This window comes from Pseudomonas sp. R4-39-08, assembly GCF_003852275.1.
GTDB lineage: Bacteria > Pseudomonadota > Gammaproteobacteria > Pseudomonadales > Pseudomonadaceae > Aquipseudomonas.
In genome coordinates, this window is record NZ_CP027733.1 from 1,468,688 (window position 1) to 1,491,484 (window position 22,797).

Consider the following 22,797-nt stretch of genomic DNA (forward strand, 5'->3'; position numbering starts at 1 on the left):
GGAGACCGCTGTGGCTTTCGTACAACTCGCCGAGGGCGAACTGCATTACCAACTCGATGGGCCCGTCGATGCGCCGGTATTGGTGCTGTCCAATTCCCTGGGCACCAACCTGCATATGTGGGACATCCAGATTCCGGCGTTCACCGAGCATTTTCGTGTGCTGCGCTTCGACACCCGTGGTCATGGCAAGTCCCTGGTCACCGCAGGGCCCTACAGCATCGAACAACTGGGCCAGGATGTGCTCGCGTTGCTGGATGCGCTGGATATTCAGCGCGCGCATTTATGCGGGCTGTCCATGGGCGGGCTGATCGGCCAGTGGCTGGGCATCAACGCAGGGAAGCGGCTTAACCGCCTGGTGGTGTGCAATACCGCCGCCAAGATCGGCACGCCAGAGGTGTGGAACTCACGTATCGAAATGGTCTTGCGCGATGGCGCGGCGGCGATGGTCGCGCTGCGCGATGCCTCGATTGCACGCTGGTTCACCGCCGATTTTGCCGCCGCCCATCCCCACCAGGCCAAGCAGATCACCGACATGCTCGCGGCCACCTCGCCCGAGGGGTATGCCGCCAACTGCGCGGCGGTGCGTGATGCGGATTTGCGTGAGCAGTTGGCGTCGATCAAGGTACCGACCCTGGTGATTGCCGGCACGGAAGACGCGGTAACACCGCCGGCCGGCAGCCACTTTATCCAGAACCATGTACAGGGCGCCGAATACGCCGAGTTCTATGCGGCGCACCTGTCCAATGTCCAGGCCGGCGCTGCCTTCAGCGACCGTGTCATTGAATTTCTGCTGGGCCGCTGAGGAGCTTTTCGTGGACGAGAAACAACGCTATGCCGAGGGTCTGCAAGTGCGCCGCGACGTGCTGGGCGACGCCCATGTCGAACGCAGCCTCAACGCGCTGACCGAATTCAACAGCGAGTTCCAGGAAATGATCACCCGCCATGCCTGGGGCGACATCTGGACCCGTCCTGGCTTGCCCCGGCACACCCGCAGCCTGATCACCATTGCCATGCTGATCGGCATGAACCGCACAGAAGAGTTGAAGCTGCATCTACGTGCCGCCGCGAGCAACGGCGTGACCCGCGCCGAAATCAAGGAAGTGCTGATGCAGAGCGCGATCTACTGCGGCATACCGGCGGCGAATGCGACGTTTCATCTGGCGGAGTCGGTGTGGGATGAGTTGGGTGTCGAGTCCCGCGAGACCTGACTCTGGAACACAGGCAAATGTGGGAGGGGGCTTGCTCCCGATAGCGGTATATCAGTGATAGACACATTTACTGAACCACCGCTATCGGGAGCAAGCCCCCTCCCACATTAGATCTCTGTAGGCCATGAAATTTCAGGCATCAGCGCATATCGGCATCCCACACCCAATTCCACACCCCAGGCAGATGCACCGGCTCGTTCACATCCTTGACCGTGCGTGCCAGCGCCGCGCGTTGCAGCGCAGCGGTGTCGGTGTAGAACGGCTCGGCGGCGGTAGTCATCCCGTTGATGCGTGCACTGTCCATCAGGATCTGCAGGTACTCCTGCATATGCCGCGCGGTGTAGCGGTTGATGTCGTGGAAGGTCACCACCACCGGTATTACGCCGTCCACCGACGGCAACTCGCCCAAGGCTATGCGTTCACGCACCACCGACAGCTGCCGGTACAGGTTGGCGCGGCGGCGCGGGCTGGCGTTGAAGCCCCAGATTTTGCCGTCATTGGCACTCAGGTCGGTCAGTAATACCTGCATGCCGTGGCGCTGGTAGGCGGCGAAGGTGCGGCGGTCGTAGTTCCAGAACGGTGGTCGCACCAGCAGGGGCGGCTTGCCGGTGATGGCGCCAATGTGCGCGGCGCCTTCGGTGAGTGTGCGTTCCAGCTCGGCATCGTTCAGCCAGCGGTGGTTGGTGTGAAACGCCGTGGCCGTATGGAAGGCCAGGACATGGCCGGCGGCGTACTCGCGCTCCATGGTCTTGCGCCCCCGGGCGCTGCCGCCGGAGCGTGCCGCTTCGGTCTGCAGGAAGAACACCGCCTTGATCCCTGGCAGCACCGGGTTGTGCGCCAGGTCGGCCATCACCGAACGGGTCGGGTTGTTGTACCCCGATGCGCTGGGGCCATCATCGAAGGTCAGCAGGAAGCGGATCGGCGCCTGCGCTTGCAGGCGCTGTTCGGTCTGCGGCGTCAGGGCGATGGGCGCACCGATACAGCCGGCCAGGCCCAGGGCCAGGGCAAACACTGCGAGTGCTGTAGCGAAGGTTTTCATGCTGTGCGCGGGCCCGAATAAAAGGCCGCTGCTGGGTCGATCAGCAGCGGCAGGCGCGCACCATACAGTAACTGCGGCGCCGGTTTACAGCAGACTTATCGGGTAGCTGACGATCAACCGGTTTTCATCGAACTCATTGTTGTTGTAGTCGCGACGCATGCTGGAGTTGCGCCAGCGCAGGGTCAGGTTTTTCAGGCTGCCGCTTTGCACGGTGTAGCCCAATTCGCTTTCGCGTCCCCATTCCTTGCCGTCGGTCACCGTGCCGGTGTGCACGTTGCTGCCGCTGATATAACGGTTCATCAAGGTCAGGCCGGGTATGCCAAGGGCGGCGAAGTTGTAGTCGTGGCGCACTTGCCAGGATTTTTCCTCGGCGTTGTCGTAGCTCGCGTTATAGCTGTCGTTGGCCAGGGTGCCGCCGCTGGTGCCGTTGACCCGCATCCAGGCGCTGTCGCCAGTGAGCTTTTGCAGGCCGACGTAAAAGGTGTTGCCACCGTGGCGGGCCGATAACAAGCCGGACCAGGTCTTGTTGTCCAGGCTGCCGGCGCGGGCGCTGCCGTCGTCCTTGCCGTAGAAAAACCCCAGGTTGGCGCCCAGGGTCCAGTCGCCCACGGGCTGGCTGTGGATCAGATTGACGAATTGCTGGCTGTAAATGTCCTTGAGCTGGGCATTCCATACCCCGACTTGCGTGCGTTTGTCGTTGAAGGCGTATTCGGCGCCCTGGAAGTTGAAGCGGTCGGAGGTGAACGCAGGTTTGCCGGTCATCGACATGTCGCCCATGCTGCTGTCGTCGCGCGGGCTGTTGGCACGGAACTGACCGCCATACAGGGTCAGGCCCTCGATTTCCTTGGATGTGATCTGCCCGCCACGCAGGGTTTGCGGCAGTGAGCGGCCATCGTCCGCGCGCAGGATCGGCAGCACCGGCATCCATTCGCCGACTTTCACTTCAGTTCTGGAAAAACGCGCCTTGAATGCCACGCCCAGGCGCCCGAACTCATCGGCCGGTCGGCCGTCGTGGTCCAGCGGCAATAACTGAGTGCCGCCGGTGCCGCGCCCGCCATCGAGCTTGAGCGAGTACAGGCCCAGCACGTCCACCCCGAAGCCGACCGTGCCCTGAGTGAACCCGGACTTGGCGTCGAAGATAAAACTTTGCGTCCACTCCTGCGCGCCGCCCTGGGTTTTGGTCGGGTTGGTGTAGTTGCGATTGAAGAAGAAATTGCGCAGGTTGAGGTTGGCGCTGGCATCTTCAAGAAAGCCGTGTTCTTCGGCGACCACCGGGAGGGCAAGACTGGCGACCGCAGTTGCCAGCAACAGCCGGCGCGGGTGGAAAGTGCTCATGGTTTCGGACCTGTTGTTATTGGGTTTATGCAGGTGGCGGCCATGGTGCGCGGCGGTGCGGGGGCGATGAAAGTGGGGGAGGGCGGGTTGTGGGCGATGATCGAACGCAAGTTGGTGATAAAAAACCGGCGTAAAAAAACCGCCTCCGGTGAGGGAGGCGGTTTGTTTACATCGGCGCTATTAGAACAACTTCAGCGGCGGTGCATCTTCTTTCACAGGCTCGTTCTTCGCGGTCTGCTCGTTCCAGCCACCGCCGAGGGCCTTGTACAGGTTGACCTCGCTGGTCAACTGCGCCAGGCGGTCGGTGATCAGCGATTGCTGGGCACTGAACAGTTGGCGCTGGGCATCGAGGAAGGTCAGGTTGCTGTCCACACCGATGCGGTAGCGACGCTCGGCCAGGCGGTAGTAGTCCTGGTTGGCGGCGACGAAGCCACGTTGTGCATCCAGTTGCTGCTTGTAGGTCGCACGCGCGGCGAGGCCGTCGGAGACTTCCTGGAAGCCGGTCTGGATGGCCTTCTCGTAGTTGGCCACGTTGATCTCTTTCTGGATCTTCGAGTAGTCCAGGCTTGCGCGCAGGCTACCGGCGTTGAAGATCGGGATGTTGATCTGCGGCGCGAAGGACCAGGTGCCCGAGCCGCCCTTGAACAGGCCGCCCAGGTTCGGGCTGGCGGTACCGGCGCTGGCGGTCAGGCTGATGCTCGGGAAGAACGCCGCGCGGGCCGCACCGATGTTGGCGTTGGCGGCCTTGAGGTTGTACTCGGCCTGAACGATGTCGGGACGTCGTTGCAGCAGGTCCGACGGCAAGCCGGCCGGGACTTCGCTGAGCAGGTCATCCGACAGTGGCTTGCTGGCGATATTCGCCGGCAGGCCGGTGCCCAGCAGCAGGGTCAGGCTGTTTTCGTCCTGGGCCACCTGGCGCGTATAGCGGGCCAGCTGCACGCGGGCGTTTTCCACCGAGGTGCGCGCCTGGCTGAGGTCGAGGGCCGAGGCCACGCCGACTTCGTTGCTGCGCGAGGTGAGCTTGAAGCTCTGCTCGAACGCGCCGAGAGTGTCCTGGGTCAGCTTGAGCAGTTCCTTGTCGGCCTGCCAGGTCAGGTAGGCATTCGCCACACTGGCCACCAGGCTGATCTGGGTGCTGCGCCGCGCTTCTTCGGTGGCGAAGTATCGCTGCAGCGCTTCTTCACTCAGGCTGCGCACTCGACCGAACAGGTCCAGCTCATAAGAGCTGATCCCCAGGCCGGCCGAATACTGGCTGGCGATGGTCGATTCGCCGGTCTGCGACAGGCGCGCCGGAGTACGCGAACGGCTGCCGCTGCCAGTGGCCGAGACGGCCGGGAACAGGTCGGCACGCTGGATCTGGTACTGCGCCGCATACGCGTCGATGTTCAGGGCCGCGACGCGCAGGTCACGGTTGTTCACCAGCGCAGTCTGGATCAGCTGTTGCAGGGCAGGGTCATGGAAAAACTGCTTCCAGCCTTGCTCGGCGGCGGCCTGGCCCGGCGCCTGGGCCGACGAATACGCCGGCCCCTGCGGGAACTGCGCTGCTACCGGCGCTTCGGGGCGCTGGTAGTCAGGGATCAGCGAGCAGCCACTGAGCACGAATGCGGTGACGGCTAAGGAAAGTAGCGACTTGCTCATTGGCCAGCCTCTTTAGGAGTTTGCTTGGTTTCAGTCTTTTTACGCTCGCCAGCGGAGGACACGGTTGCGTAGAACAATGGCACCCAGAAGATCGCCAGCACAGTGGCCGTGATCATACCGCCGATAACGCCGGTACCGATCGCGTGCTGGCTGCCTGAGCCGGCGCCGGTGGAAATCGCCAGCGGCAATACGCCGAGCACGAACGCCATGGACGTCATGATGATCGGGCGCAGACGCATGCGGGACGCCTCGATGGCCGCCTCGACGATGCCCTTGCCCTGTTCGTGGAGCTCTTTGGCGAACTCCACGATCAGGATGGCGTTTTTCGCCGCCAGGCCCACCGTCACCAGCAAGCCCACCTGGAAGAACACGTCGTTGGACAAACCGCGCATGCTGGTGGCGATCAGCGCACCGATCACACCCAGTGGCACTACCAGGATCACCGCGATCGGAATCGACCAGCTTTCGTACAAGGCCGCGAGGCACAGGAACACCACGAGCAGCGACAGGGCGTACAGCGCAGGCGCCTGGGAGCCGGACAGACGTTCTTCGTACGACAGGCCTGTCCACGCATAGCCGATGCCGGCCGGCAGTTCCTTGGCAATGCGCTCGACTTCCGCCATCGCGTCACCGGTACTGTAGCCAGGCGCCGGCGTGCCGAGGATTTCCATCGCCGCTACACCGTTATAACGCGAGAGCTTCGGCGAGCCGTAGATCCACTTGCCCGACGAAATGGCCGACAGTGGCACCATTTTCCCGGAGTCGGCGCGCACGTACCATTTGTCCAGGTCTTCCGGCGACATACGGCTGGCCGCGTCACCCTGCACATACACCTTCTTCACACGACCACGGTCGATGAAGTCGTTGATGTAGCTACCGCCCAAAGCGATGGCCAGGGTCTGCTGGATGTCCGCGAGGCTGATGCCCTGGGCGCTGGCTTTCTCGTCATCGACGGTCAGTTCGTACTGCGGCTCATCGTTCACGCCGTTGGGCCGCACGCCCGCCAGTATCTTGCTTTGGGCTGCCGCACCGAGGAACTGGTTACGGGCTGCCATCAGCTTGTCATGGCCGACACCACCCTGGTCTTGCAGGAACACGTCGAAGCCGGTGGCGTTACCCAATTCCAGAACCGACGGCGGCACGATGGCAAAAACCATGGCGTCCTTGAAGGTCTGCATGAAGTAGCCCTGGGCGCGCTTGGCAATCTCGAATACCGACGTGGACGCATCACGCTCGTCCCACGGCTTGAGCATCACGAAGGCCAGACCCGAGCTTTGACCACGACCGGCAAAGTTGAAGCCGTTCACGGTGAACACCGATTTCACGCCCTTGCCTTCGCCTGGCTCGCCTTCCTTGTCATGCAGCAGGAAGGCACGCATGTCGTCGATGACTTTTTGCGTGCGTTCCGCCGAGGAGCCTACCGGTGTCTGCACCTGGGCAAAGATCACGCCCTGGTCTTCTTCAGGCAGGAACGCGCTCGGAATACGGGTGAACATCCAGATCATGCCGGCCAGGATCAGCACGTACACCAGGAAGGCCGGGATCTTGTGCTTGATCATCGCGCCCACGCCGCGCTCGTACTTGAGTACGCCGCTGTCGAAGGTGCGGTTGAACCAGCCAAAGAAGCCGCGCTTGGGTTGGCCGTGTTTTTCCGGGTCGATCGCCTTGAGCATGGTGGCGCACAGGGCTGGGGTGAAGATCAGGGCAACCAGTACCGACAACGCCATCGCCGACACGATCGTGATGGAGAACTGGCGGTAGATCACACCGGTGGAACCGCCGAAGAAGGCCATCGGCAGCAGTACCGCCGACAGTACCAGGGCAATACCCACCAGGGCGCCCTGGATCTGGCCCATGGACTTGATCGTCGCTTCCTTGGGCGACAGGTGTTCCTCGGCCATCACCCGTTCGACGTTTTCCACCACGACGATGGCATCGTCCACCAGCAAGCCGATGGCCAGGATCATGCCGAACATGGTCAGGGTGTTGATGGTGAAGCCGAACGCCGCCAGGATCCCGAAGGTACCCAGCAATACCACCGGTACGGTCATGGTGGTGATGATGGTGGCGCGGAAGTTCTGCAGGAACAGGAACATCACCAGGAACACCAGCACGATCGCTTCGACCAGGGTGTGCACCACACCGGAGATCGATTCGGTCACCACCGGGGTCGTGTCGTACGGCACCACGGCTTTCATGCCAGGCGGGAAGAACGGTTCCAGGGACGCCACGGTAGCGCGGATCGCTTTACCGGTATCCAGGGCGTTCGCACCGGCTGCCAGCTTGATCGCCATACCGGAGGCCGGCTTGCCGTTGAACTGTGCACTGATGCTGTAGTTCTGGCCGCCCAGTTCGATACGCGCAACGTCGCCCAAGCGCACTTGGGAACCGTCGGCATTCACCTTCATCAGGATCTTGGCGAACTCTTCAGCGCTTTGCAGACGGGTCTTGCCGATGATGGTGGCGTTCAGCTGGGTGCCGGGCAGGGCAGGCAGGCCGCCCAGTTGGCCGGTGGCCACCTGCACGTTCTGGGCCTTGATGGCGTTGCTGACATCTACCGGGGTCAGCTGGAAGTTGTTCAGCTTGGCCGGGTCGAGCCAGATACGCATGGCGTACTGCGAACCGAACACCTGGAAGTCACCCACACCCGAAGTACGGGAGATCGGGTCCTGGATGTTGGACACGATGTAGTTGGAGAGGTCGTCCTTGGTCATGCTGCCGTCTTCCGACACCAGACCGATCACCATCAGGAAGTTCTTCACCGACTTGGTCACGCGGATACCCTGCTGCTGCACTTCTTGCGGCAGCAGTGGGGTCGCCAGGTTCAGCTTGTTCTGCACCTGCACCTGGGCGATGTCCGGGTTGGTACCCTGGTTGAACGTCGCGGTGATGGTCATGCTGCCGTCGGAGTTACTGTCCGAGGCCACATAGCGCAGGTTGTCGATACCGTTGAGCTGTTGCTCGATGACCTGCACCACGGTGTCCTGCACGGTTTGTGCGGACGCGCCTGGGTAGGTCACCTGGATATCAATAGCGGTTGGCGCAATGGCCGGGTATTGGTTGATGGGCAACTTCAGGATCGACAGGGCCCCGACCAGCATGATCACCAGGGCAATTACCCAGGCAAAAATGGGACGGTCGATAAAAAATTTCGACATGGATTACTCCCCTTGACCAGCAGCGGCAGCAGGCGCTGCAGCAGTACCGGCGGGTTTGGCGTTGTCGGCGTCCTTGACCTTGACTTCAATGCCCGGCTTGATGAATTGCAGGCCTTCGGTGATCACGCGGTCGCCGGCGTCCAGGCCTTTTTCCACCAGCCAGTAGGCGCCGGAAGTCCGATTGGCAACCAGTACGCGTTGCTCGACCTTGTTGTCCTTGTTCACGATCAGTGCGGTCGGAATGCCCTTCAGGTCACGGGTCACGCCTTGTTGCGGCGCGAGAATGGCCTTGCTGTTCACACCGGCTTGCAGCTGGGCGTGCACGAACATGCCGGGCAGCAGCACATGGTCAGGGTTAGGGAACACGGCGCGCAGGGTCACGGAACCGGTGGTCTGGTCGACCGACACCTCAGAGAACTCCAGCTTGCCTGGGTGGCCGTAGTCGCTGCCGTCTTCCAGGGTCAGCTTGACCATGGCGGCGTTGTCGCCGGCTTTCTGCAGTTGGCCGCTTTCCAGGTCGCGGCGCAGTTTCAGCATTTCTGCCGAAGACTGGGTGACGTCGACGTAGATCGGGTCCAGTTGCTGGATCACGGCCATGGCGTCGGCCTGGCCGTTGCTGACCAGCGCGCCTTCGGTCACCGAAGAACGGCCAATGCGCCCGGAAATCGGCGCGAATACCTTGGTGTAGCGCACATTGATCTGCGCGCTCTGCAGGTCGGCCTCGGCAGTCATGCGGTCGGCGACGGCAGTGTCATATTCCTGGCGGCTGACGGCTTGCTCATCGACCAGTTGCTTGTAGCGATCGGTGATCGACTTGGTCTGGGTCAGCTTGGCCTGGGCGCTCTTGAGCGTGGCCTCATACACCGACGGATCGATCTGGTAGAGCTGCTGCCCTTCCTTCACGTCGGCGCCTTCCTTGAACAGGCGCTTGAGAATGATGCCGTTCACCTGCGGGCGCACTTCGGCAATGCGGTAGGCCGTGGTGCGGCCTGGCAGCTCGGTGGTCAGGGTAAAGGCTTGCGGTTGAATGGTGACCACGCCGACCTGAGGGGTTTGAGCGGGCGGTGCCGCTTCTTCCTTTTTACATCCGCTGAGCAGCGATGCCAGGGCGACGGCAGTGACCAGAGCGGTAACAGCTGGCTTAAGTTGCATGAAGATCCTCGGGTCAGGCGCGCAGGGTGCGCACAAGAAGTGTGGAAGGGTGAAAAACAAGCTGTGAGTAGATAAGTAGCTTGCTACGCAATATACTTACGTTCATGGTTGTTTGTAAACTCTTGACAGGCAGGGCGGAATGTAGACAAAGCACCGCCCAAAGCCTCGATTTTAGTACGTTCGGCGCCCATGACGGTGTCGTCCCACAATTATTCTGATGATCGTTCGCGTCTATTAACCTTGCGTTAACGATAGTCCCAAGTGTTCTGATTGAGGTTTTACTGCCATGGTTCGTCGCACCAAAGAGGAAGCTCAGGAAACGCGCAGCCAGATCCTCCAAGCCGCCGAGCAAGCCTTTTATGAACGGGGCGTTGCGCGGACCACGCTGGCGGACATCGCCGCTCTGGCGGGCGTGACGCGCGGTGCCATCTACTGGCATTTCAGCAACAAATCCGACTTGCTGCAGGCGCTGCTCGACACGCTGCACGAACCCTTGGACGAATTGGCCCGGGCGAGTGAAAGCGAGGATGAAATCGACCCGTTGGGATGCATGCGCAAGCTGCTGATTCATCTTTATCATCAAGTGGCTCTGGACCCGAAAACCCGGCGCATCAACGAGATCTTGTTCCATAAGTGCGAATTCACCGATGAAATGTGTGACATGCGCCGCCAGCGCCAGGCCCATACCCTGGAGTGCAACCTGCGCATCGGCCTGACGTTGCGTAATGCGGTGCATCGTGGGCAATTACCGGAAAATCTCGATACCACCCGTGCAGCGGTGTGCATTCATGCCTTCATCCAAGGCCTGATCGGCCAGTGGCTGTTGGTGCCCGACAGCTTTCAACTGCATCAGGACGCCGAACGCTGGGTGGATGCCGGGCTGGACATGCTGCGCCTGAGCCCCAGCCTGCGCAATTGAGACAAAATGCGTAATTACGTCCAGTTGTGTCAACAGTAAAGCCTAAGGATGGTCAATCGTCCTTCTGCCTGATTGAAGGGATGACTTTATATACGCGCTGGCGGGCGGTTGATAGGTAGCGGCCTAAGTATTTTGTAGCGATTTTGTTGCGGTTCTGTGAAGCGATGTTTCCAAGGGGCTACACACAGGCAAAATGTGGGAGGGGGCTTGCTCCCGATAGCGGTGTGTCAGTCACTGATGTGTTGACTGAAGCACCGCCATCGGGGGCAAGCCCCCTCCCACATTTTGTGTCCGACTATCTATTAGATCGGCAGCGTTGGATAGTCGATATAACCCACCGGCCCTTTGCCGTAGAAGGTTTCCGGGTGCGGCTCGTTCAGTGGCGCATCGGCCTTCAAGCGTGCCGGCAGGTCCGGGTTGGCAATGAACGGTATGCCGAAGGCCACCGCATCGGCCTTGCCGGCGGCCAGCCAGGCGTTGGCGCTGTCTTTGGTGAAGCGTTCGTTGGCGATGTAGACGCCGCCGAAGGCTTTTTTCAGTTGTGGGCCGAGGCTGTCCGCGCCTTCTTTTTCACGGGCGCAGATAAAGGCGATGCCACGCTTGCCCAGTTCACTGGCCACGTAGGTGAAGGTTTCCGCCAGGTTGGCGTCACCCATATCGTGAGCGTCAGCACGCGGTGCCAGGTGCACGCCCACGCGGCCGGCGCCCCAGACTTCGATGGCGGCATCGGTCACTTCCAGCAGCAGGCGCGCACGGTTTTCCAGGGAACCGCCGTACTGGTCGGTGCGCTGGTTGGTGCTGCTTTGCAGGAACTGGTCGAGCAGGTAGCCGTTGGCACCGTGGATTTCCACGCCGTCGAAACCGGCGGCCTTGGCGTTTTCGGCGCCGGTGCGGTAAGCGTCGACGATGTCGGCGGTTTCCAGGGCGCGTGGGGTCGGGTAGTCGGCCAGTGGGCGCACCAGGCTGACGTGGCCTTTGGGTTGGATCGCGCTCGGCGCCACCGGGGTTTCGCCGTTCAGGTACGACTCATGGGAGATGCGCCCGACGTGCCACAGTTGCAGGAAGATCTTGCCGCCCGCGCCGTGGATCGCCTTGGTCACATTGGACCAGCCGCGAACCTGGTCGTTGGACCAGATGCCCGGCGTGTCCGGGTAGCCCACGCCCATGGGCGTTACGGAGGTGGCTTCGCTGAGGATCAGCCCGGCGGATGCACGCTGCACGTAGTACTCGGCCATCAGCGCATTGGGCACGCGGCCGGCGTCGGCACGGCAGCGGGTCAGCGGCGCCATGATGATGCGGTTTTTCAGTTCCAGGTCGCCCAGTTTGATGGGATCGAAAATAGTCGGCATGGGAAAGCACCTTTGTCTCAAGTTGATCAGTGGGTCGTGGGGGCCAGCTCGGCATCGCCGGGGGCGCTGAGTTCGGTGAAGAGCGCAGTGAGGAAAGCTTGGATCACGTCCTCATTGCGTTTGAAAAAATGCCACTGCCCGGCCTTCTGGCTGGTGATCAAGCCCGCCCGTTGCAACGTCGCCAGGTGGGCCGACACGGTCGACTGGGACAAGCCGCAGCGCTGGTCGATCTGCCCGGCGCAGATGCCGTATTCGTGATTGTGCAGTTGCTCGGGAAATTGCACTTTCGGGTCTTTCAGCCAGGTGAGGATGTCTCGTCGTACTGGGTGCGCCAGGGCTTTTATTATGTCGTCGAGGTCGAAGGGCATGGCAGAGGCTCGGTGTCGTAAAACGTTATATCGCGATGAGGCGAACCTTAAATCGTTATATCCCGATATACCAATATGATTTTGCTCTGAGGTCAGTCGAATTGGGTATATCGGGTTATAACGATACGTTGGCGGCGGTGGTAGACTGCGCGCCATGAATTATCTCGCACACTTGCACCTGGGCGGCCAACTGCCTGCGCAACTGCTGGGCAGCCTGTATGGCGATTTCGTCAAAGGCCGCTTGCAGGGCCAGTTCAGTCCCTCGATCGAAGCGGCGATCCAATTGCACCGTTCCATCGACCGCTTTACCGACAGCCACCCGTTGGTAGGGGAGGCGTTGTCGCGTTTCAGCCTGACCCGCAGGCGCTATGCCGGGATCGTGCTTGATGTGTTTTTCGATCATTGCCTGGCGCGGGACTGGGCGCGGTATGCCGACCAACCGCTGGAGCACTTCACCGCGCAGGTGTACCGCGTGCTGGCGGCCGAACCGCAGTTGCCGGGACGGCTGGCGCAGATTGCGCCATATATGGCGGCGGATGACTGGTTGGGCTCGTATCGTGAGTTCGCGGTGATGGAGCAGGTGTTGCGCGGGATCTCGCGGCGGTTGACCCTGCCTGAGGAGTTGGGGTATGCGATGCAGGAGTTGCGTGTGTTGTATGAACCGCTGAGCAAAGACTTCAGTGAGTTCTACCCAGAGCTACAGGCATTCGCACAAATCCAACTGGCTACACAAAACTGAATGTGGGAGGGAGCAAGCCCCCTCCCACATTTGACCGTGCCCGCTTAGGCCGCATAGGCGGGCCGAGTGTCTTCCAATTCGGCTTCCGGCAACGGCCCAAACAACGCCCTTTGCACCGCCTGCTGCGCCTGATACGCCAGCGCCGCGCGTTCCTGTCCGGCGCAGGCAATCGGCTTGAGCAGGTGAATCTCCACATCGCCCTGGTCATGGGCAAACAGCCGCATCAGGTGCGACAGCAGATCATCATCGCCAATGAACGGTGCCAGTGGGTCCACCTCGCCATTGCGCCGATAACGAATCGCCACCGGCTGCAGCGACACGTCCGCATCGATCGCACTGGCCAACAATCTCCCGTGAAACGTGCGCAGGCTGCGACCGTCGGTGGTGGTGCCTTCGGGGAACATCAACAGCGGGTGCTGTTGCTCCAGGTGACGGGTCATCTGTTTGCGAATCAACTGGCTGTCACCCGAGCCACGGCGAATGAACAAACTGCCGGCTTTCGCCGCCAACCAGCCGGCTACCGGCCAGGTGCGCACTTCGGCTTTGGACAGGAACGACAGCGGCGTCACCATGCCCAGCAGCGGAATATCCGTCCAGGACACATGATTGCTGACCCACAGCATCGGCGTTTGCGGCAACTGGCCGTGCACCGTCACGCGAAAGGGCAGGGCGTGGGTCAACCGCGCCATGAAGAACCGCGACCAACGCTGGCGCCGCACCATCGAATTGGCCACGCCCAAACGCTCGAACAGGCCAAACACACTGGCCATGGTCAAGCCCAGCGCCACCACCAGCAGCACCCGGGCGATGCGCCCGTACACGCGCAGGCGGCCCATCACATGGCTGCCTTGAAGTGGCGCGCATAGCGCGGGCACAGCTCATCGCGCTTGAGCAGGATGAACACGTCGGCCACCTGGAAATCTTCATCCCAGCACGGCTCGCCGCAAATCTTCGCCCCCAGGCGCATATAAGCCTTGAGCAGCGGTGGCATTTCGGCGATGACGTTGGACGGCAGGTCCATCGCCGGCAGGGGCTTTTTCGGCTCGGCGCGCAGGTGTTCATTGCACAGGTAGCGCTCGCGCAGACGCTGCATGATCGCGTGGGCCTGGATGCCGCCGTCGTGCATCGGGATGCTCGCGCACCCCATCAGGTAGCTGTAGCCGCCCTCGTTGAGCACCTCGGCCAACTCGCCCCAGAGCACCGCGATGGTGCCGCCATTGCGGTAGGCCGGGTCGACGCAGGTACGGCCGATTTCCAGGATCGGGCCCTGCAAGTGCAGCAGCCCGTGCAGGCTGAATTCCTCTTCGCTGTAGAACCGGCCCAAGGTGCTGGCGGCCTGGTGATCGAGCAAACGGGTGGTGGCCACCAGCCGACCGCTGTTTAAGTCACGCACGCCGATGTGGCTGCAGTGAACATCATAGTCATCCATGTCCAGACCCAGTTCCGCGCCTTTCAGCTTGGCGTTGAACTCGCAGCTGAACACGTTGAACCGCAGGGCCTGGGCTTCCTGCAAGGCCGCGGCGCCAACCAGGCGTTCGGCTTGCAGGCGGCGTTCATTGCCGGTGTCGCTGATGCGGGCGAGCTGAGTCATAGCGAGTCTCCGAGTGCCGGCCAGGTTGTGCGGCCAGTCGACTTTGTTGTCCAAACTCAGGCTATGTAGGCTCGGTGTCATCTCCATGAAGTTACGGTGACGGTTGGATGACAGGCCCCTTGTCGTCAATCTGTCATCGGCCTGGATTAGGCTCGCGGGCTTGAATGCCCCTTGAGTTTGCGTCCATGGTCAGAGGCCTGCTGTGCGTTGTCTTGTTATTCATCACCGTGAGTGCGCGCGCTGAAACCTGGCCAGACCATGACTGGGTGACGGGCAGGTTGATCGAAGGTCCTGCTGTCGACGCGCTGAATGCCTACGCATTCCCGCCCCGTGACGACAACACTCGCCAAGGTATTCGTACCGACGCGCTGTTGGTGATCCGCGACGGCCAGATCATCTATGAACGCTACGCAGCGCCCACTAGCGCCAGCACGCCGCACCTGACCTGGTCGGTCAGCAAAAGCCTGATGGCGACCGTACTGGGGGTGGCCTACGGCGAAAACCGCTTCAAACTGAACGACCCCGCCGCGCGCTTTTACCCACCAATGAAACAGCACCCCAAGGTGACGATGGCCGACCTGCTGCACTGGGCCTCGGGCCTGGACTGGCAGGAAGACTATGAATACGCGCCGCTCAAATCCTCGGTAGTGGCGATGCTCTACACCCGTGGCCGCGCCGATATGGCGCAATTCGCGGCCGAGACCGAGGCCGCCGATGCACCCGGCCAGGCTTTCCGTTACTCCAGCGGCGACAGCAATATTCTGTCGGCAGCGCTCAAAGGCATGCTCGGGCACAAGGCTTATATGAGCTACCCGTGGGAGGCGCTGTTCAAGCCATTGGGCATTCGCACTGCAACCTGGGAAACCGATGCCGACGAGACGTTTGTCGCCTCATCCTATGCCTACCTCACCGCCCGCGATCTGGCGCGGGTCGGGCTGCTGATGGCGCGGGACGGGCGTTGGGGCGAACGACAACTGCTGCCCAAAGAGTGGGTCGCGTTCAATCGTCAACCCTTCGCCAATTACAAAGCGGGCCAGGATGAAGCCGTGCCAGGCGGGCAATGGTGGCTCAACCAGGGCACCCCCGCACCCTGGCCCGACGCACCGGCCGACACCTTCGCCGCACTGGGGCACTGGGGCCAGGCGCTGTTCGTGCTGCCCGATGAACACTTGGTCATCGTGCGCTACGGCGATGACCGCGACGGCAGCTACCGACATAACGAACTGCTCAAACGCGTGCTGGCGGCGGTGCGGTCATGATTCGGCGCCATCCGCTTATCAGCGTTTTGCTGCTGCTGTTGCTCGTGTTGTTGGGCTGGGTGTGGCATGAGCGCATCAACCTGCAAGCCTTTCCCGACATCATCGCGGCGTACACGGCCAAGGAGTATTGCTCGTGCAGGTACGTGGAAAACAACCCGGCGCAGTATTGCCGGGGTTACGTGAAGCAGTACGTGCCGACCAGCGCGCTGATCGACAAGCCGGAACGCAGTGAAGTGACGGCGAGTGGGCTGGGGCGTACGCACACGGCACGGTGGCTGGGCGATCGTCAGGGCTGTCGCCTGTACCCCTGAATATACACATCACCCCTGTGGGAGGGGGCTTGCCCCCGATGGCAGCGTGTCAGTCACAGGATGAGTTGCTGACCCACCGCTATCGGGGGCAAGCCCCCTCCCACATTGGATTTGCGCCGTTCGTGAGATTGCGCTTAAGGTTCATCCAGATTTTTTGCCCCATGAGCCTTTATGTTCAATCTCAAACCTTTGGTCTTTGCACTGCTGACCTGTGCCGCTGTGCCTGCCCATGCCGACTGGTACCTGGATAACGAGTCTTCGCGCCTGTCGTTCGTCACCACCAAAAACACCGAAATCGCCGAAGTGCAGCGCTTCCTCGTGCTGCACGGCAAGGTCGACAGCCAGGGCGCGGCCCAGGTCCAGGTGGAGCTGGAGTCGATCAACAGTGGCGTCCCGCTGCGTGACGAGCGCATGCGCAAAGAGTTGTTCGAGATCAAGCAGTTTCCCGAAGCGTTGATCAGCACCCAGATCAACCTGCAACCGATCAATGACCTGGCCTCTGGCGCGCAACTGGAGTTGCGCCTGCCGCTGAGCATCACCTTGCATGGCAAGACCCAGACCTACACGGCCGAGCTATTGGCCACGCGCCTGGATGACCGGCGCTTCCAGGTGGTGACCCTGGAGCCGGTGGTGCTGCATGCCGAGGATTTTGACCTCGCGCCAGGCGTGGCCGCGCTGCGCAAGGTCGCAGGTCTTAAATCGATCAGTTTGTCGGTGCCGGTGGGTGCGGTGCTGATCTTTACGGCGCGCTGACGTGGGCGGCGCGGTATTCCCGTGGCGCAGCGCCAACCGTTTCGAGTTGCTGATCGACGGGCCGAGTTTCTTCCCGCAGATGTTGGCCGGGATTGCGCGGGCTGAGCAGCAGGTCGATCTGGAGTTGTACCTGGTGGAAGCCGGCGCCTGTGCCGAGGCGATGGTGCAGGCATTGGTATTCGCAGCCGAGCGGGGGGTGCGGGTGCGTTGCCTGTTCGATGATTACGGCAGCCTGGCGTTTACCCTCGGGCTGCGCAAGCGCCTGACCGACGCGGGTGTGGAGCTGCGGTTCTACAACCGCCTGAGCTGGCGGCGCTGGATGCGCAACCTGTACCGTGACCACCGCAAGGTGTTGTTGGTCGACCAGGGTATCGCGGTGGTTGGCGGAACCGGTGTGACGGATGAGTTCTGGACGCCGGGGCAGGACAGTGCCGACTGGCATGAAGTGATGGTGCACATCAGCGGCCCCCTGGTGCTCGACTGGCAGGCCTTGTTCGACCGCCAATGGCACGCCAACGCGGCCCGCCGGGAGTGGAAACCCGCGACGCATTTCGGCCTGCCGCGGTTGCCCAAGGTGCCGGCGACCGGGCCTGGCCTGGGCCGGGTGGCCTATGCCGACGCCCGTCAGCATCGCGATATCCTGCAGTCGCTGATCCGCGCCTTGAACAGCAGCCAGCAGCGTATCTGGCTGGCCACGCCGTACTTCCTGCCCACCTGGAGCGTGCGCCGTGCCTTGCGCCGCGCGGCCGGGCGCGGGGTGGATGTGCGCCTGCTGCTCACCGGCCCGCGCACCGATCACCCGTCGGTGCGCTACGCCGGGCACCGTTATTACCCGCGTTTGCTGCGTTCGGGGGTGCAGATCTTCGAGTACCAGCCGTGCTTCCTGCATTTGAAGATGGTGCTGGTGGACGACTGGGTCAGTATTGGCTCGTGCAACTTCGACCACTGGAATCTGCGCTTCAACCTGGAGGCCAACCTGGAGGCGTTGGACCCGGCATTGACGGCGGCGGTGGCGGGCAGTTTCGAGCGTGATTTTGCCCAGAGCCTGGCGGTCAGCCTGGAAGCGTGGAAGGCCCGGCCGTTGTGGCGGCGGGTGAAGCAGCGGGTGTGGGGATGGATTGATCGGTTGGTGGTGAACCTGTTGGATCGACGCGGCTAACAAGATCAATGAGGTCAATGTGGGAGGGGGCTTGCTCCCGATAACGGTGGATCAGTCAGCATATTTGTTACTGATCTACCGCTATCGGGAGCAAGCTCCCTCCCACATTTTTGACCGAGTTCAGGCTTTAAAGCAGTTCAAAGCTCTGCTGCTGCACAGCCTGGGAGTCCAGCCCGATCTGTACATTGAACTCACCCGGTTCTGCGGCGAATTTGAGCTGGCTGTTGTAAAACTTCAAATCTTCCTCGGTAATGCTGAAGTGCAGCGTGCGCTCCTCTCCCGCCTTGAGCATGACTTTCTGGAAGTTCTTCAGCTCTTTCACCGGGCGGATCATCGAGCCGGCTACGTCCTGGATGTACAGCTGCACCACGGTTTCGCCATCGACCTTGCCGGTGTTTTTCAGCGTGACGCTGGCGTCGAGCTTGCCGGTCTTGTTCAGGGTGGTGGACGACAGCGCCATGTCCGACAGGCTGAACGTGGTGTAGCTCAGGCCATAACCGAACGGGAACAGGGGACCTGTGGTGTCATCGAAGTACTGCGAGGTGTAGTTGCCCGGTTTGCCCGGCGTGAACGGCCGGCCGATGCTCAGGTGGTTGTAGTAAGTGGGAATCTGCCCCACCGAACGCGGGAAGGTGATCGGCAGTTTGCCCGACGGGTTGTAGTCGCCGAACAGCACGTCGGCAATGGCGTTGCCGCCTTCGGTGCCGGCGAACCAGGTTTCCAGGATGGCGTCGGCCTGTTGGTTTTCCTCCAGAATCGACAGCGGCCGGCCATTCATCAGCACCAGTACCAGCGGTTTGCCGGTGGCTTTTAGGGCCTTGATCAGGTCGCGTTGGCTTTGCGGGATGTTCAGGTCGGTGCGGCTGGAGGACTCGTGGGACATGCCACGGGACTCGCCCACGGCGGCCACGACGACGTCCGCATTCTGGGCCGCCTTGACCGCCTCATCGATCAACACTTGCGGCGCACGCTTGTCATCCACCACTTCCGGGGCGTCGAAGTTGAGGAAGTTGAGGTAGTCGACCACGGCCTTGTCGTTGGTGATGTTAGCGCCGCGGGCGTAGATGATTTTGCCTTTATCGCCGATCACGGCGTTCATGCCGTCCAGCAACGTCACCGACTGCTCCGGTTTGCCGGCGGCGGCCCAGCTGCCCATCATGTCGATCGGCGCCTTGGCCAGCGGGCCGACCAGCGCGATGGTCGCGGATTTTTTCAGCGGCAGCGTCTGGTTCTGGTTTTTCAGCAACACCAGGCTGCGGCGCGCGATGTCACGCGCGTCGGCACGGTGCAGGCGGCTGTCGGCATAGGTGTCGGCCGGGTCATCCTCGGCCTTGCCGATGCGCAGGTACGGGTCCTTGAACAGGCCCATGTCGTATTTGGCGCCGAGCACTTCGCGCACGGCGTTGTCGATGTCGCTCTGTTCGATCTCGCCGGACTTGAGCAGCCCCGGCAGTTCCTTGCCGTACAGCGTGTCGTTCATGCTCATGTCGATGCCGGCCTTGATCGCCAGCTTGGCGGCCTCACGCCCGTCCTTGGCCACGCCGTGCTTGATCAGTTCGAAGATCGCACCGTGGTCGCTCACGGCCAGGCCCTTGAAGCCCCAGTCCCTGCGCAGCAGGTCGTTCATCAGCCAGGTGTTGGCGGTGGCGGGCACGCCGTTGATCGAGTTGAGCGCCACCATCACGCCGCCGGAACCGGCCTTGATCGCCGCGTGGTAGGGCGGCAGGTAGTCCTGGTACATCTTGACCTGGCTCATGTCGACCACGTTGTAATCGCGCCCGCCCTCTACCGCGCCGTACAGGGCGAAGTGCTTGACGCTGGCCATGATGCTGTCGGCGTTCGCGGCGCTGGCGCCCTGGAACGCCTTGACCATGACTTCGGCAATGCGCGACACCAGGTACGTGTCTTCGCCGAAGCCTTCGGAGGTGCGGCCCCAGCGCGGGTCACGGGAGATGTCGACCATCGGCGCGAAGGTGATGTCGAGGCTGTCGGCGGCGGCTTCCTGGGCGGCGATGCGCCCGGAGCGACCGATGGCGTCCATGTCCCAACTGGAGGCCAGGGCCAGGCTGATCGGGAAAATCGTGCGGTGGCCGTGGATCACGTCGTAGGCGAAGAACATCGGGATCTTCAAGCGGCTGCGCATGGCCGCGTCCTGCATGGGACGGTTTTCCGGGCGAGTGATGGAGTTGAACGTGCCACCGATGCGGCCGGCGGCGATTTCCTTGCGGATCAGCTCGCGGGGCATCTCGGGGCCGATGCTGATCAGGCGCAATTGGCCGATCTTTTCATCGAGGGTCATCTGCTTGAGCAGGTCGCTGACGAAGGCGTCCTTGTCGTCAAGCGCAGCAGGCTTTGTTTCTGCCCATGCGGGGTGGCTGGCCAGAGTGGCAACAAGGCCGAGCAAACACAGCTTCTTCATGAATATCCTTTTTCGGCTCACTGCACAGCGGTCAGGCTGATCGGCCAAAATGTGGGGAGCGTCTATTGTTGTTCGGGTGTTGTTCAGATAAATGCAGCACACTCTGAACTCTTTTTCGCGCTGGGCATCTTTGTAGCTGATTGGCTCGAAGCATTCCAGTGGTGGCGGATTATGCCCCAAGCGCGTGGTTTATAGGGTTAGTCATCACATTCCATCCAGATTGGCAGGAGATACACCATGCAAGCAGCACAAGGTTACCGCTGGGGCTTGAAAGCCGCGGCGCTGTTATTGATCAGCAGCGTATTGAGCGGTTGCGGCATCAACAACATTCCGACCCTCGACGAACAGGCCAAGGCGGCCTGGGGCCAGGTGCAGAACCAGTACCAACGCCGTGCCGACCTGATCCCCAACCTGGTGGAAACGGTGAAGGCCTATGCCGCCCATGAGCAGGACACCCTGACCGCCGTGATTGAAGCGCGGGCCAAGGCCACCTCGATCCAGGTGGATGCCAGCACCCTCGACAACCCGGAAAAACTCAAGCAGTTCCAGCAAGCCCAGGACGGCCTCAGCGGCGCACTCAGCCGTTTGATGGTGGTGTCCGAACGCTATCCGGACCTGAAGGCCAACCAGAACTTCCTGGCCCTGCAATCGCAGCTCGAAGGGACTGAAAACCGTATCGCCGTGGCCCGTCGCGATTTCATCCAGACCGTGCAGGCCTACAACACCGAAATCCGCACCTTCCCAGGCCGCCTGTGGCACAGCGTGATGTACAGCGACTTGCCGATCCGCGCCACGTTTGAAGCCACCAGTGCCGATGCCGATAAGGCGCCGCAGGTGAAGTTCAAATAACGCTGCCTTGAGGTGTCGATGCGTTTATTACGGATAGGCCTGGCGCTGTGGCTGCTGGCCTGCGTGGGCGTGGCCCAAGCGGCCCTGACCTTCCCGGCGTTGACCGGGCGGGTGGTGGACAACGCCCAGATGATCGACCCGGCGGTGCGCCAGCAACTGACGCAGCAATTGCAGGCGCTGGAGCAGACCTCCGGTGACCAGATCGTGGTGGTCACCGTGCCCGACCTGCAGGGTGTGCCGATTGAAGACTACGGTTATCAATTGGGCCGCCAGTGGGGGATCGGCCAGAAGGGCAAGGACAACGGCGCGCTGTTGATCGTCGCCCGTGACGAGCGCAAATTGCGCATCGAAGTCGGCTACGGCCTGGAAGGCGTGCTGACGGATGCGCAGTCCTGGGTGATCATCAACCAGGTGATCGCGCCCAAGTTCAAGGCCGGCAATTTCAGCCAGGGCATCAGCGACGGTGTCGCAGCGATGATCCAGGTGGTGGGCGGTGAACCTTTGGCCGTGCCCGCCCATGTGGCGGATGCGAATTTCGCCAAGGACAATCCCGGGTTTTCCATCGGCTTGTTCATCCTGCTGATCGGCGTGCTGTGGCTGTGCAATCGCATGGGCCTGCCGGTGGGCGCGATCCTGCTGGCGATTCTCAGCAGCAGCGGGCGTGGCGGCGGTGGGGGCGGCGGTGGCGGAGGTTTCCGCGGCGGCGGCGGTGGTTTCGGTGGTGGCGGGGCGTCGGGCGGCTGGTAATGACAATAACGAGAAAAGAGCATCTACAACCATGGCATTACTGACTGAACACGAGCAGCGCCAAGTGGCCGAAGCGATCGCTCGGGTCGAGCAACAGACCGACGCCGAGCTGGTCACGGTGCTGGCGGCGCGCGCCGATGACTACGCCTACATTCCGTTGCTGTGGGCCAGCCTGATCGCATTGGTGGTACCCGGGGTGGTGCATTACCTGTCGGGCTACCTGACCATGTACACCTTGTTGTTGGCGCAGTGGGCGACCTTCATTGTGTTGTGCCTGCTGTTTCGTCTGCCCAAGGTCACCACCCGCTTGATCCCTCGCTCGGTCCGCCACTGGCGCGCCTCGAACCTGGCACGCCGCCAGTTCCTCGAGCAGAACCTGCACCACACGCTGGGCAGCACCGGTGTGCTGATTTTTGTCAGCGAGGCCGAGCGCTATGTGGAAATCCTGGTGGATGAAGGCATCTCCAAACAGCTGGATGACAGCAATTGGGATGGCATCGTCAAGGCATTCACCCAGCAGGTGAAGCAGGGGCAGACGTTGGCCGGGTTCATTGCCTGCATCGAGGCGTGTGGGGAATTGCTCAAGGTGCATGTGCCGGTGACGCAGACGCGTAATGAACTGCCGAACCGTCTGGTCGTACTCGAATAGCCCAGCCAACACCGTTCTAAAATGTGGGAGGGGCGGTGCGACGATTCGACTTGCCCCCTCCCACATTTGGATCTACTTTGGCTGTTGGAACGTACCATTGGTCAAATAACTCCGTGCCCTGGCCAGTTATCCCCCCTAAAATGCCCCGCATTCTT

At 61.8% G+C, this 22,797-nt stretch carries 21 protein-coding genes; 11 read left to right on the forward strand and 10 right to left on the reverse strand.

Features of this window, described 5'->3' with window-relative positions; translation table 11 throughout:
- Window positions 1-10 precede the first annotated feature (10 nt).
- Together pcaD and pcaC are read left to right on the forward strand one after the other, a co-directional pair.
- Window positions 11-802: a 3-oxoadipate enol-lactonase gene (pcaD, locus tag C4J88_RS06530; RefSeq protein WP_124406497.1), complete on the forward strand. Its 792-nt coding sequence runs from the start codon at window positions 11-13 to the stop codon at window positions 800-802.
- Window positions 803-812: 10 nt separating this feature from the next.
- On the forward strand, window positions 813-1,208 hold the full coding sequence (pcaC, locus tag C4J88_RS06535) for a 4-carboxymuconolactone decarboxylase (RefSeq protein ID WP_124366168.1): 396 nt from the start codon (window positions 813-815) through the stop codon (window positions 1,206-1,208).
- A gap of 139 nt (window positions 1,209-1,347) precedes the next feature.
- Here pcaC and C4J88_RS06540 read toward each other — a convergent pair whose 3' ends face one another.
- The 5 genes from C4J88_RS06540 to C4J88_RS06560 all read right to left on the reverse strand — a co-directional run bounded on the left by C4J88_RS06540 (window position 1,348) and on the right by C4J88_RS06560 (window position 9,530).
- Window positions 1,348-2,247, reverse strand: coding sequence for a polysaccharide deacetylase family protein (locus C4J88_RS06540; protein ID WP_124366169.1), 900 nt, complete (start codon window positions 2,245-2,247; stop codon window positions 1,348-1,350).
- Between the two features lie 84 nt (window positions 2,248-2,331).
- The gene (locus C4J88_RS06545) at window positions 2,332-3,582 is read right to left on the reverse strand and encodes an OprD family porin (protein WP_124406498.1); all 1,251 of its coding nucleotides are present in this window, start codon (window positions 3,580-3,582) and stop codon (window positions 2,332-2,334) included.
- Between the two features lie 180 nt (window positions 3,583-3,762).
- On the reverse strand, window positions 3,763-5,220 hold the full coding sequence (gene adeC, locus C4J88_RS06550; RefSeq protein ID WP_124406499.1) for an AdeC/AdeK/OprM family multidrug efflux complex outer membrane factor: 1,458 nt from the start codon (window positions 5,218-5,220) through the stop codon (window positions 3,763-3,765).
- Complete coding sequence (locus tag C4J88_RS06555) at window positions 5,217-8,378, reverse strand: efflux RND transporter permease subunit (RefSeq protein WP_124406500.1); 3,162 nt, start codon at window positions 8,376-8,378, stop codon at window positions 5,217-5,219. The genes adeC and C4J88_RS06555 overlap by 4 nt, the downstream gene beginning before the upstream one ends.
- A 3-nt stretch (window positions 8,379-8,381) precedes the next feature.
- Window positions 8,382-9,530, reverse strand: a complete 1,149-nt coding sequence (locus C4J88_RS06560) for an efflux RND transporter periplasmic adaptor subunit (protein ID WP_124361682.1) — start codon at window positions 9,528-9,530, stop codon at window positions 8,382-8,384.
- A 286-nt stretch (window positions 9,531-9,816) separates the two neighbouring features.
- On the opposite strand from C4J88_RS06560, the gene C4J88_RS06565 reads away from it, so the two are divergent.
- Complete coding sequence (locus tag C4J88_RS06565; RefSeq protein ID WP_124406501.1) at window positions 9,817-10,449, forward strand: TetR family transcriptional regulator; 633 nt, start codon at window positions 9,817-9,819, stop codon at window positions 10,447-10,449.
- Window positions 10,450-10,751: 302 nt separating this feature from the next.
- Here the strand turns inward: C4J88_RS06565 and C4J88_RS06570 are convergent, their stop codons facing one another.
- A complete protein-coding gene (locus tag C4J88_RS06570) occupies window positions 10,752-11,798 on the reverse strand; it encodes an alkene reductase (RefSeq protein ID WP_124406502.1) in 1,047 nt (348 codons plus the stop codon).
- A gap of 26 nt (window positions 11,799-11,824) precedes the next feature.
- The gene (locus C4J88_RS06575; RefSeq protein WP_124361685.1) at window positions 11,825-12,166 is read right to left on the reverse strand and encodes a helix-turn-helix transcriptional regulator; all 342 of its coding nucleotides are present in this window, start codon (window positions 12,164-12,166) and stop codon (window positions 11,825-11,827) included.
- A 154-nt stretch (window positions 12,167-12,320) separates the two neighbouring features.
- On the opposite strand from C4J88_RS06575, the gene C4J88_RS06580 reads away from it, so the two are divergent.
- Entirely contained in the window at window positions 12,321-12,905 is a 585-nt protein-coding gene (locus tag C4J88_RS06580; protein ID WP_124406503.1) for an ACP phosphodiesterase, read from the forward strand.
- A gap of 44 nt (window positions 12,906-12,949) precedes the next feature.
- Here C4J88_RS06580 and C4J88_RS06585 read toward each other — a convergent pair whose 3' ends face one another.
- Window positions 12,950-13,741, reverse strand: a complete 792-nt coding sequence (locus tag C4J88_RS06585; RefSeq protein ID WP_124406504.1) for a 1-acyl-sn-glycerol-3-phosphate acyltransferase — start codon at window positions 13,739-13,741, stop codon at window positions 12,950-12,952.
- On the reverse strand, window positions 13,741-14,496 hold the full coding sequence (olsB, locus tag C4J88_RS06590) for an L-ornithine N(alpha)-acyltransferase (protein WP_124406505.1): 756 nt from the start codon (window positions 14,494-14,496) through the stop codon (window positions 13,741-13,743). Before olsB ends, C4J88_RS06585 begins: the two co-directional genes overlap by 1 nt.
- Window positions 14,497-14,681: 185 nt before the next feature.
- On the opposite strand from olsB, the gene C4J88_RS06595 reads away from it, so the two are divergent.
- From C4J88_RS06595 to C4J88_RS06610, 4 genes are all read left to right on the forward strand, one after another.
- Window positions 14,682-15,755 (forward strand): serine hydrolase, encoded by a 1,074-nt coding sequence (locus tag C4J88_RS06595; RefSeq protein ID WP_124406506.1) that lies wholly within the window; start codon window positions 14,682-14,684, stop codon window positions 15,753-15,755.
- The gene (locus C4J88_RS06600) at window positions 15,752-16,066 is read left to right on the forward strand and encodes an amidase (RefSeq protein ID WP_124406507.1); all 315 of its coding nucleotides are present in this window, start codon (window positions 15,752-15,754) and stop codon (window positions 16,064-16,066) included. The genes C4J88_RS06595 and C4J88_RS06600 overlap by 4 nt, the downstream gene beginning before the upstream one ends.
- A 171-nt stretch (window positions 16,067-16,237) precedes the next feature.
- On the forward strand, window positions 16,238-16,819 hold the full coding sequence (locus tag C4J88_RS06605; protein ID WP_124369929.1) for a YceI family protein: 582 nt from the start codon (window positions 16,238-16,240) through the stop codon (window positions 16,817-16,819).
- A 1-nt stretch (window position 16,820) separates the two neighbouring features.
- Window positions 16,821-17,978, forward strand: a complete 1,158-nt coding sequence (locus tag C4J88_RS06610; protein ID WP_124406508.1) for a phosphatidylserine/phosphatidylglycerophosphate/cardiolipin synthase family protein — start codon at window positions 16,821-16,823, stop codon at window positions 17,976-17,978.
- Between the two features lie 127 nt (window positions 17,979-18,105).
- Here C4J88_RS06610 and bglX read toward each other — a convergent pair whose 3' ends face one another.
- The gene (gene bglX, locus C4J88_RS06615) at window positions 18,106-20,397 is read right to left on the reverse strand and encodes a beta-glucosidase BglX (RefSeq protein ID WP_124406509.1); all 2,292 of its coding nucleotides are present in this window, start codon (window positions 20,395-20,397) and stop codon (window positions 18,106-18,108) included.
- Between the two features lie 237 nt (window positions 20,398-20,634).
- Here bglX and C4J88_RS06620 point away from each other — a divergent pair, with 237 nt between their 5' ends.
- From C4J88_RS06620 to C4J88_RS06630, 3 genes are read left to right on the forward strand one after another with little or no spacing between them, the layout of a single operon-like run.
- Window positions 20,635-21,246, forward strand: a complete 612-nt coding sequence (locus tag C4J88_RS06620; RefSeq protein ID WP_124361693.1) for a LemA family protein — start codon at window positions 20,635-20,637, stop codon at window positions 21,244-21,246.
- An 18-nt stretch (window positions 21,247-21,264) separates the two neighbouring features.
- Entirely contained in the window at window positions 21,265-21,993 is a 729-nt protein-coding gene (locus tag C4J88_RS27935) for a YgcG family protein (RefSeq protein ID WP_124406510.1), read from the forward strand.
- Between the two features lie 31 nt (window positions 21,994-22,024).
- Window positions 22,025-22,642 carry a TPM domain-containing protein gene (locus tag C4J88_RS06630; protein ID WP_124366185.1) on the forward strand — a complete coding sequence of 206 codons (618 nt, stop codon included), beginning with the start codon at window positions 22,025-22,027 and terminating at the stop codon, window positions 22,640-22,642.
- The last annotated feature ends 155 nt before the right edge of the window (window positions 22,643-22,797 follow it).

What these genes read in the sequence shown, in the direction of transcription:
- C4J88_RS27935 (WP_124406510.1), top strand. Translation starts at nt 21,265, where the DNA reads ATGCGTTTATTACGGATAGGCCTGGCGCTGTGGCTGCTGGCCTGCGTG.
- C4J88_RS06605 (WP_124369929.1), top strand. Translation starts at nt 16,238, where the DNA reads ATGTTCAATCTCAAACCTTTGGTCTTTGCACTGCTGACCTGTGCCGCT.
- C4J88_RS06580 (WP_124406503.1), top strand. Translation starts at nt 12,321, where the DNA reads ATGAATTATCTCGCACACTTGCACCTGGGCGGCCAACTGCCTGCGCAA.
- C4J88_RS06600 (WP_124406507.1), top strand. Translation starts at nt 15,752, where the DNA reads ATGATTCGGCGCCATCCGCTTATCAGCGTTTTGCTGCTGCTGTTGCTC.
- C4J88_RS06575 (WP_124361685.1), bottom strand. Translation starts at nt 12,166, where the DNA reads ATGCCCTTCGACCTCGACGACATAATAAAAGCCCTGGCGCACCCAGTA.
- adeC (WP_124406499.1), bottom strand. Translation starts at nt 5,220, where the DNA reads ATGAGCAAGTCGCTACTTTCCTTAGCCGTCACCGCATTCGTGCTCAGT.
- C4J88_RS06560 (WP_124361682.1), bottom strand. Translation starts at nt 9,530, where the DNA reads ATGCAACTTAAGCCAGCTGTTACCGCTCTGGTCACTGCCGTCGCCCTG.
- C4J88_RS06585 (WP_124406504.1), bottom strand. Translation starts at nt 13,741, where the DNA reads ATGGGCCGCCTGCGCGTGTACGGGCGCATCGCCCGGGTGCTGCTGGTG.
- C4J88_RS06595 (WP_124406506.1), top strand. Translation starts at nt 14,682, where the DNA reads ATGGTCAGAGGCCTGCTGTGCGTTGTCTTGTTATTCATCACCGTGAGT.
- C4J88_RS06545 (WP_124406498.1), bottom strand. Translation starts at nt 3,582, where the DNA reads ATGAGCACTTTCCACCCGCGCCGGCTGTTGCTGGCAACTGCGGTCGCC.
- bglX (WP_124406509.1), bottom strand. Translation starts at nt 20,397, where the DNA reads ATGAAGAAGCTGTGTTTGCTCGGCCTTGTTGCCACTCTGGCCAGCCAC.
- C4J88_RS06620 (WP_124361693.1), top strand. Translation starts at nt 20,635, where the DNA reads ATGCAAGCAGCACAAGGTTACCGCTGGGGCTTGAAAGCCGCGGCGCTG.
- C4J88_RS06555 (WP_124406500.1), bottom strand. Translation starts at nt 8,378, where the DNA reads ATGTCGAAATTTTTTATCGACCGTCCCATTTTTGCCTGGGTAATTGCC.
- C4J88_RS06565 (WP_124406501.1), top strand. Translation starts at nt 9,817, where the DNA reads ATGGTTCGTCGCACCAAAGAGGAAGCTCAGGAAACGCGCAGCCAGATC.
- olsB (WP_124406505.1), bottom strand. Translation starts at nt 14,496, where the DNA reads ATGACTCAGCTCGCCCGCATCAGCGACACCGGCAATGAACGCCGCCTG.
- C4J88_RS06570 (WP_124406502.1), bottom strand. Translation starts at nt 11,798, where the DNA reads ATGCCGACTATTTTCGATCCCATCAAACTGGGCGACCTGGAACTGAAA.
- C4J88_RS06630 (WP_124366185.1), top strand. Translation starts at nt 22,025, where the DNA reads ATGGCATTACTGACTGAACACGAGCAGCGCCAAGTGGCCGAAGCGATC.
- C4J88_RS06540 (WP_124366169.1), bottom strand. Translation starts at nt 2,247, where the DNA reads ATGAAAACCTTCGCTACAGCACTCGCAGTGTTTGCCCTGGCCCTGGGC.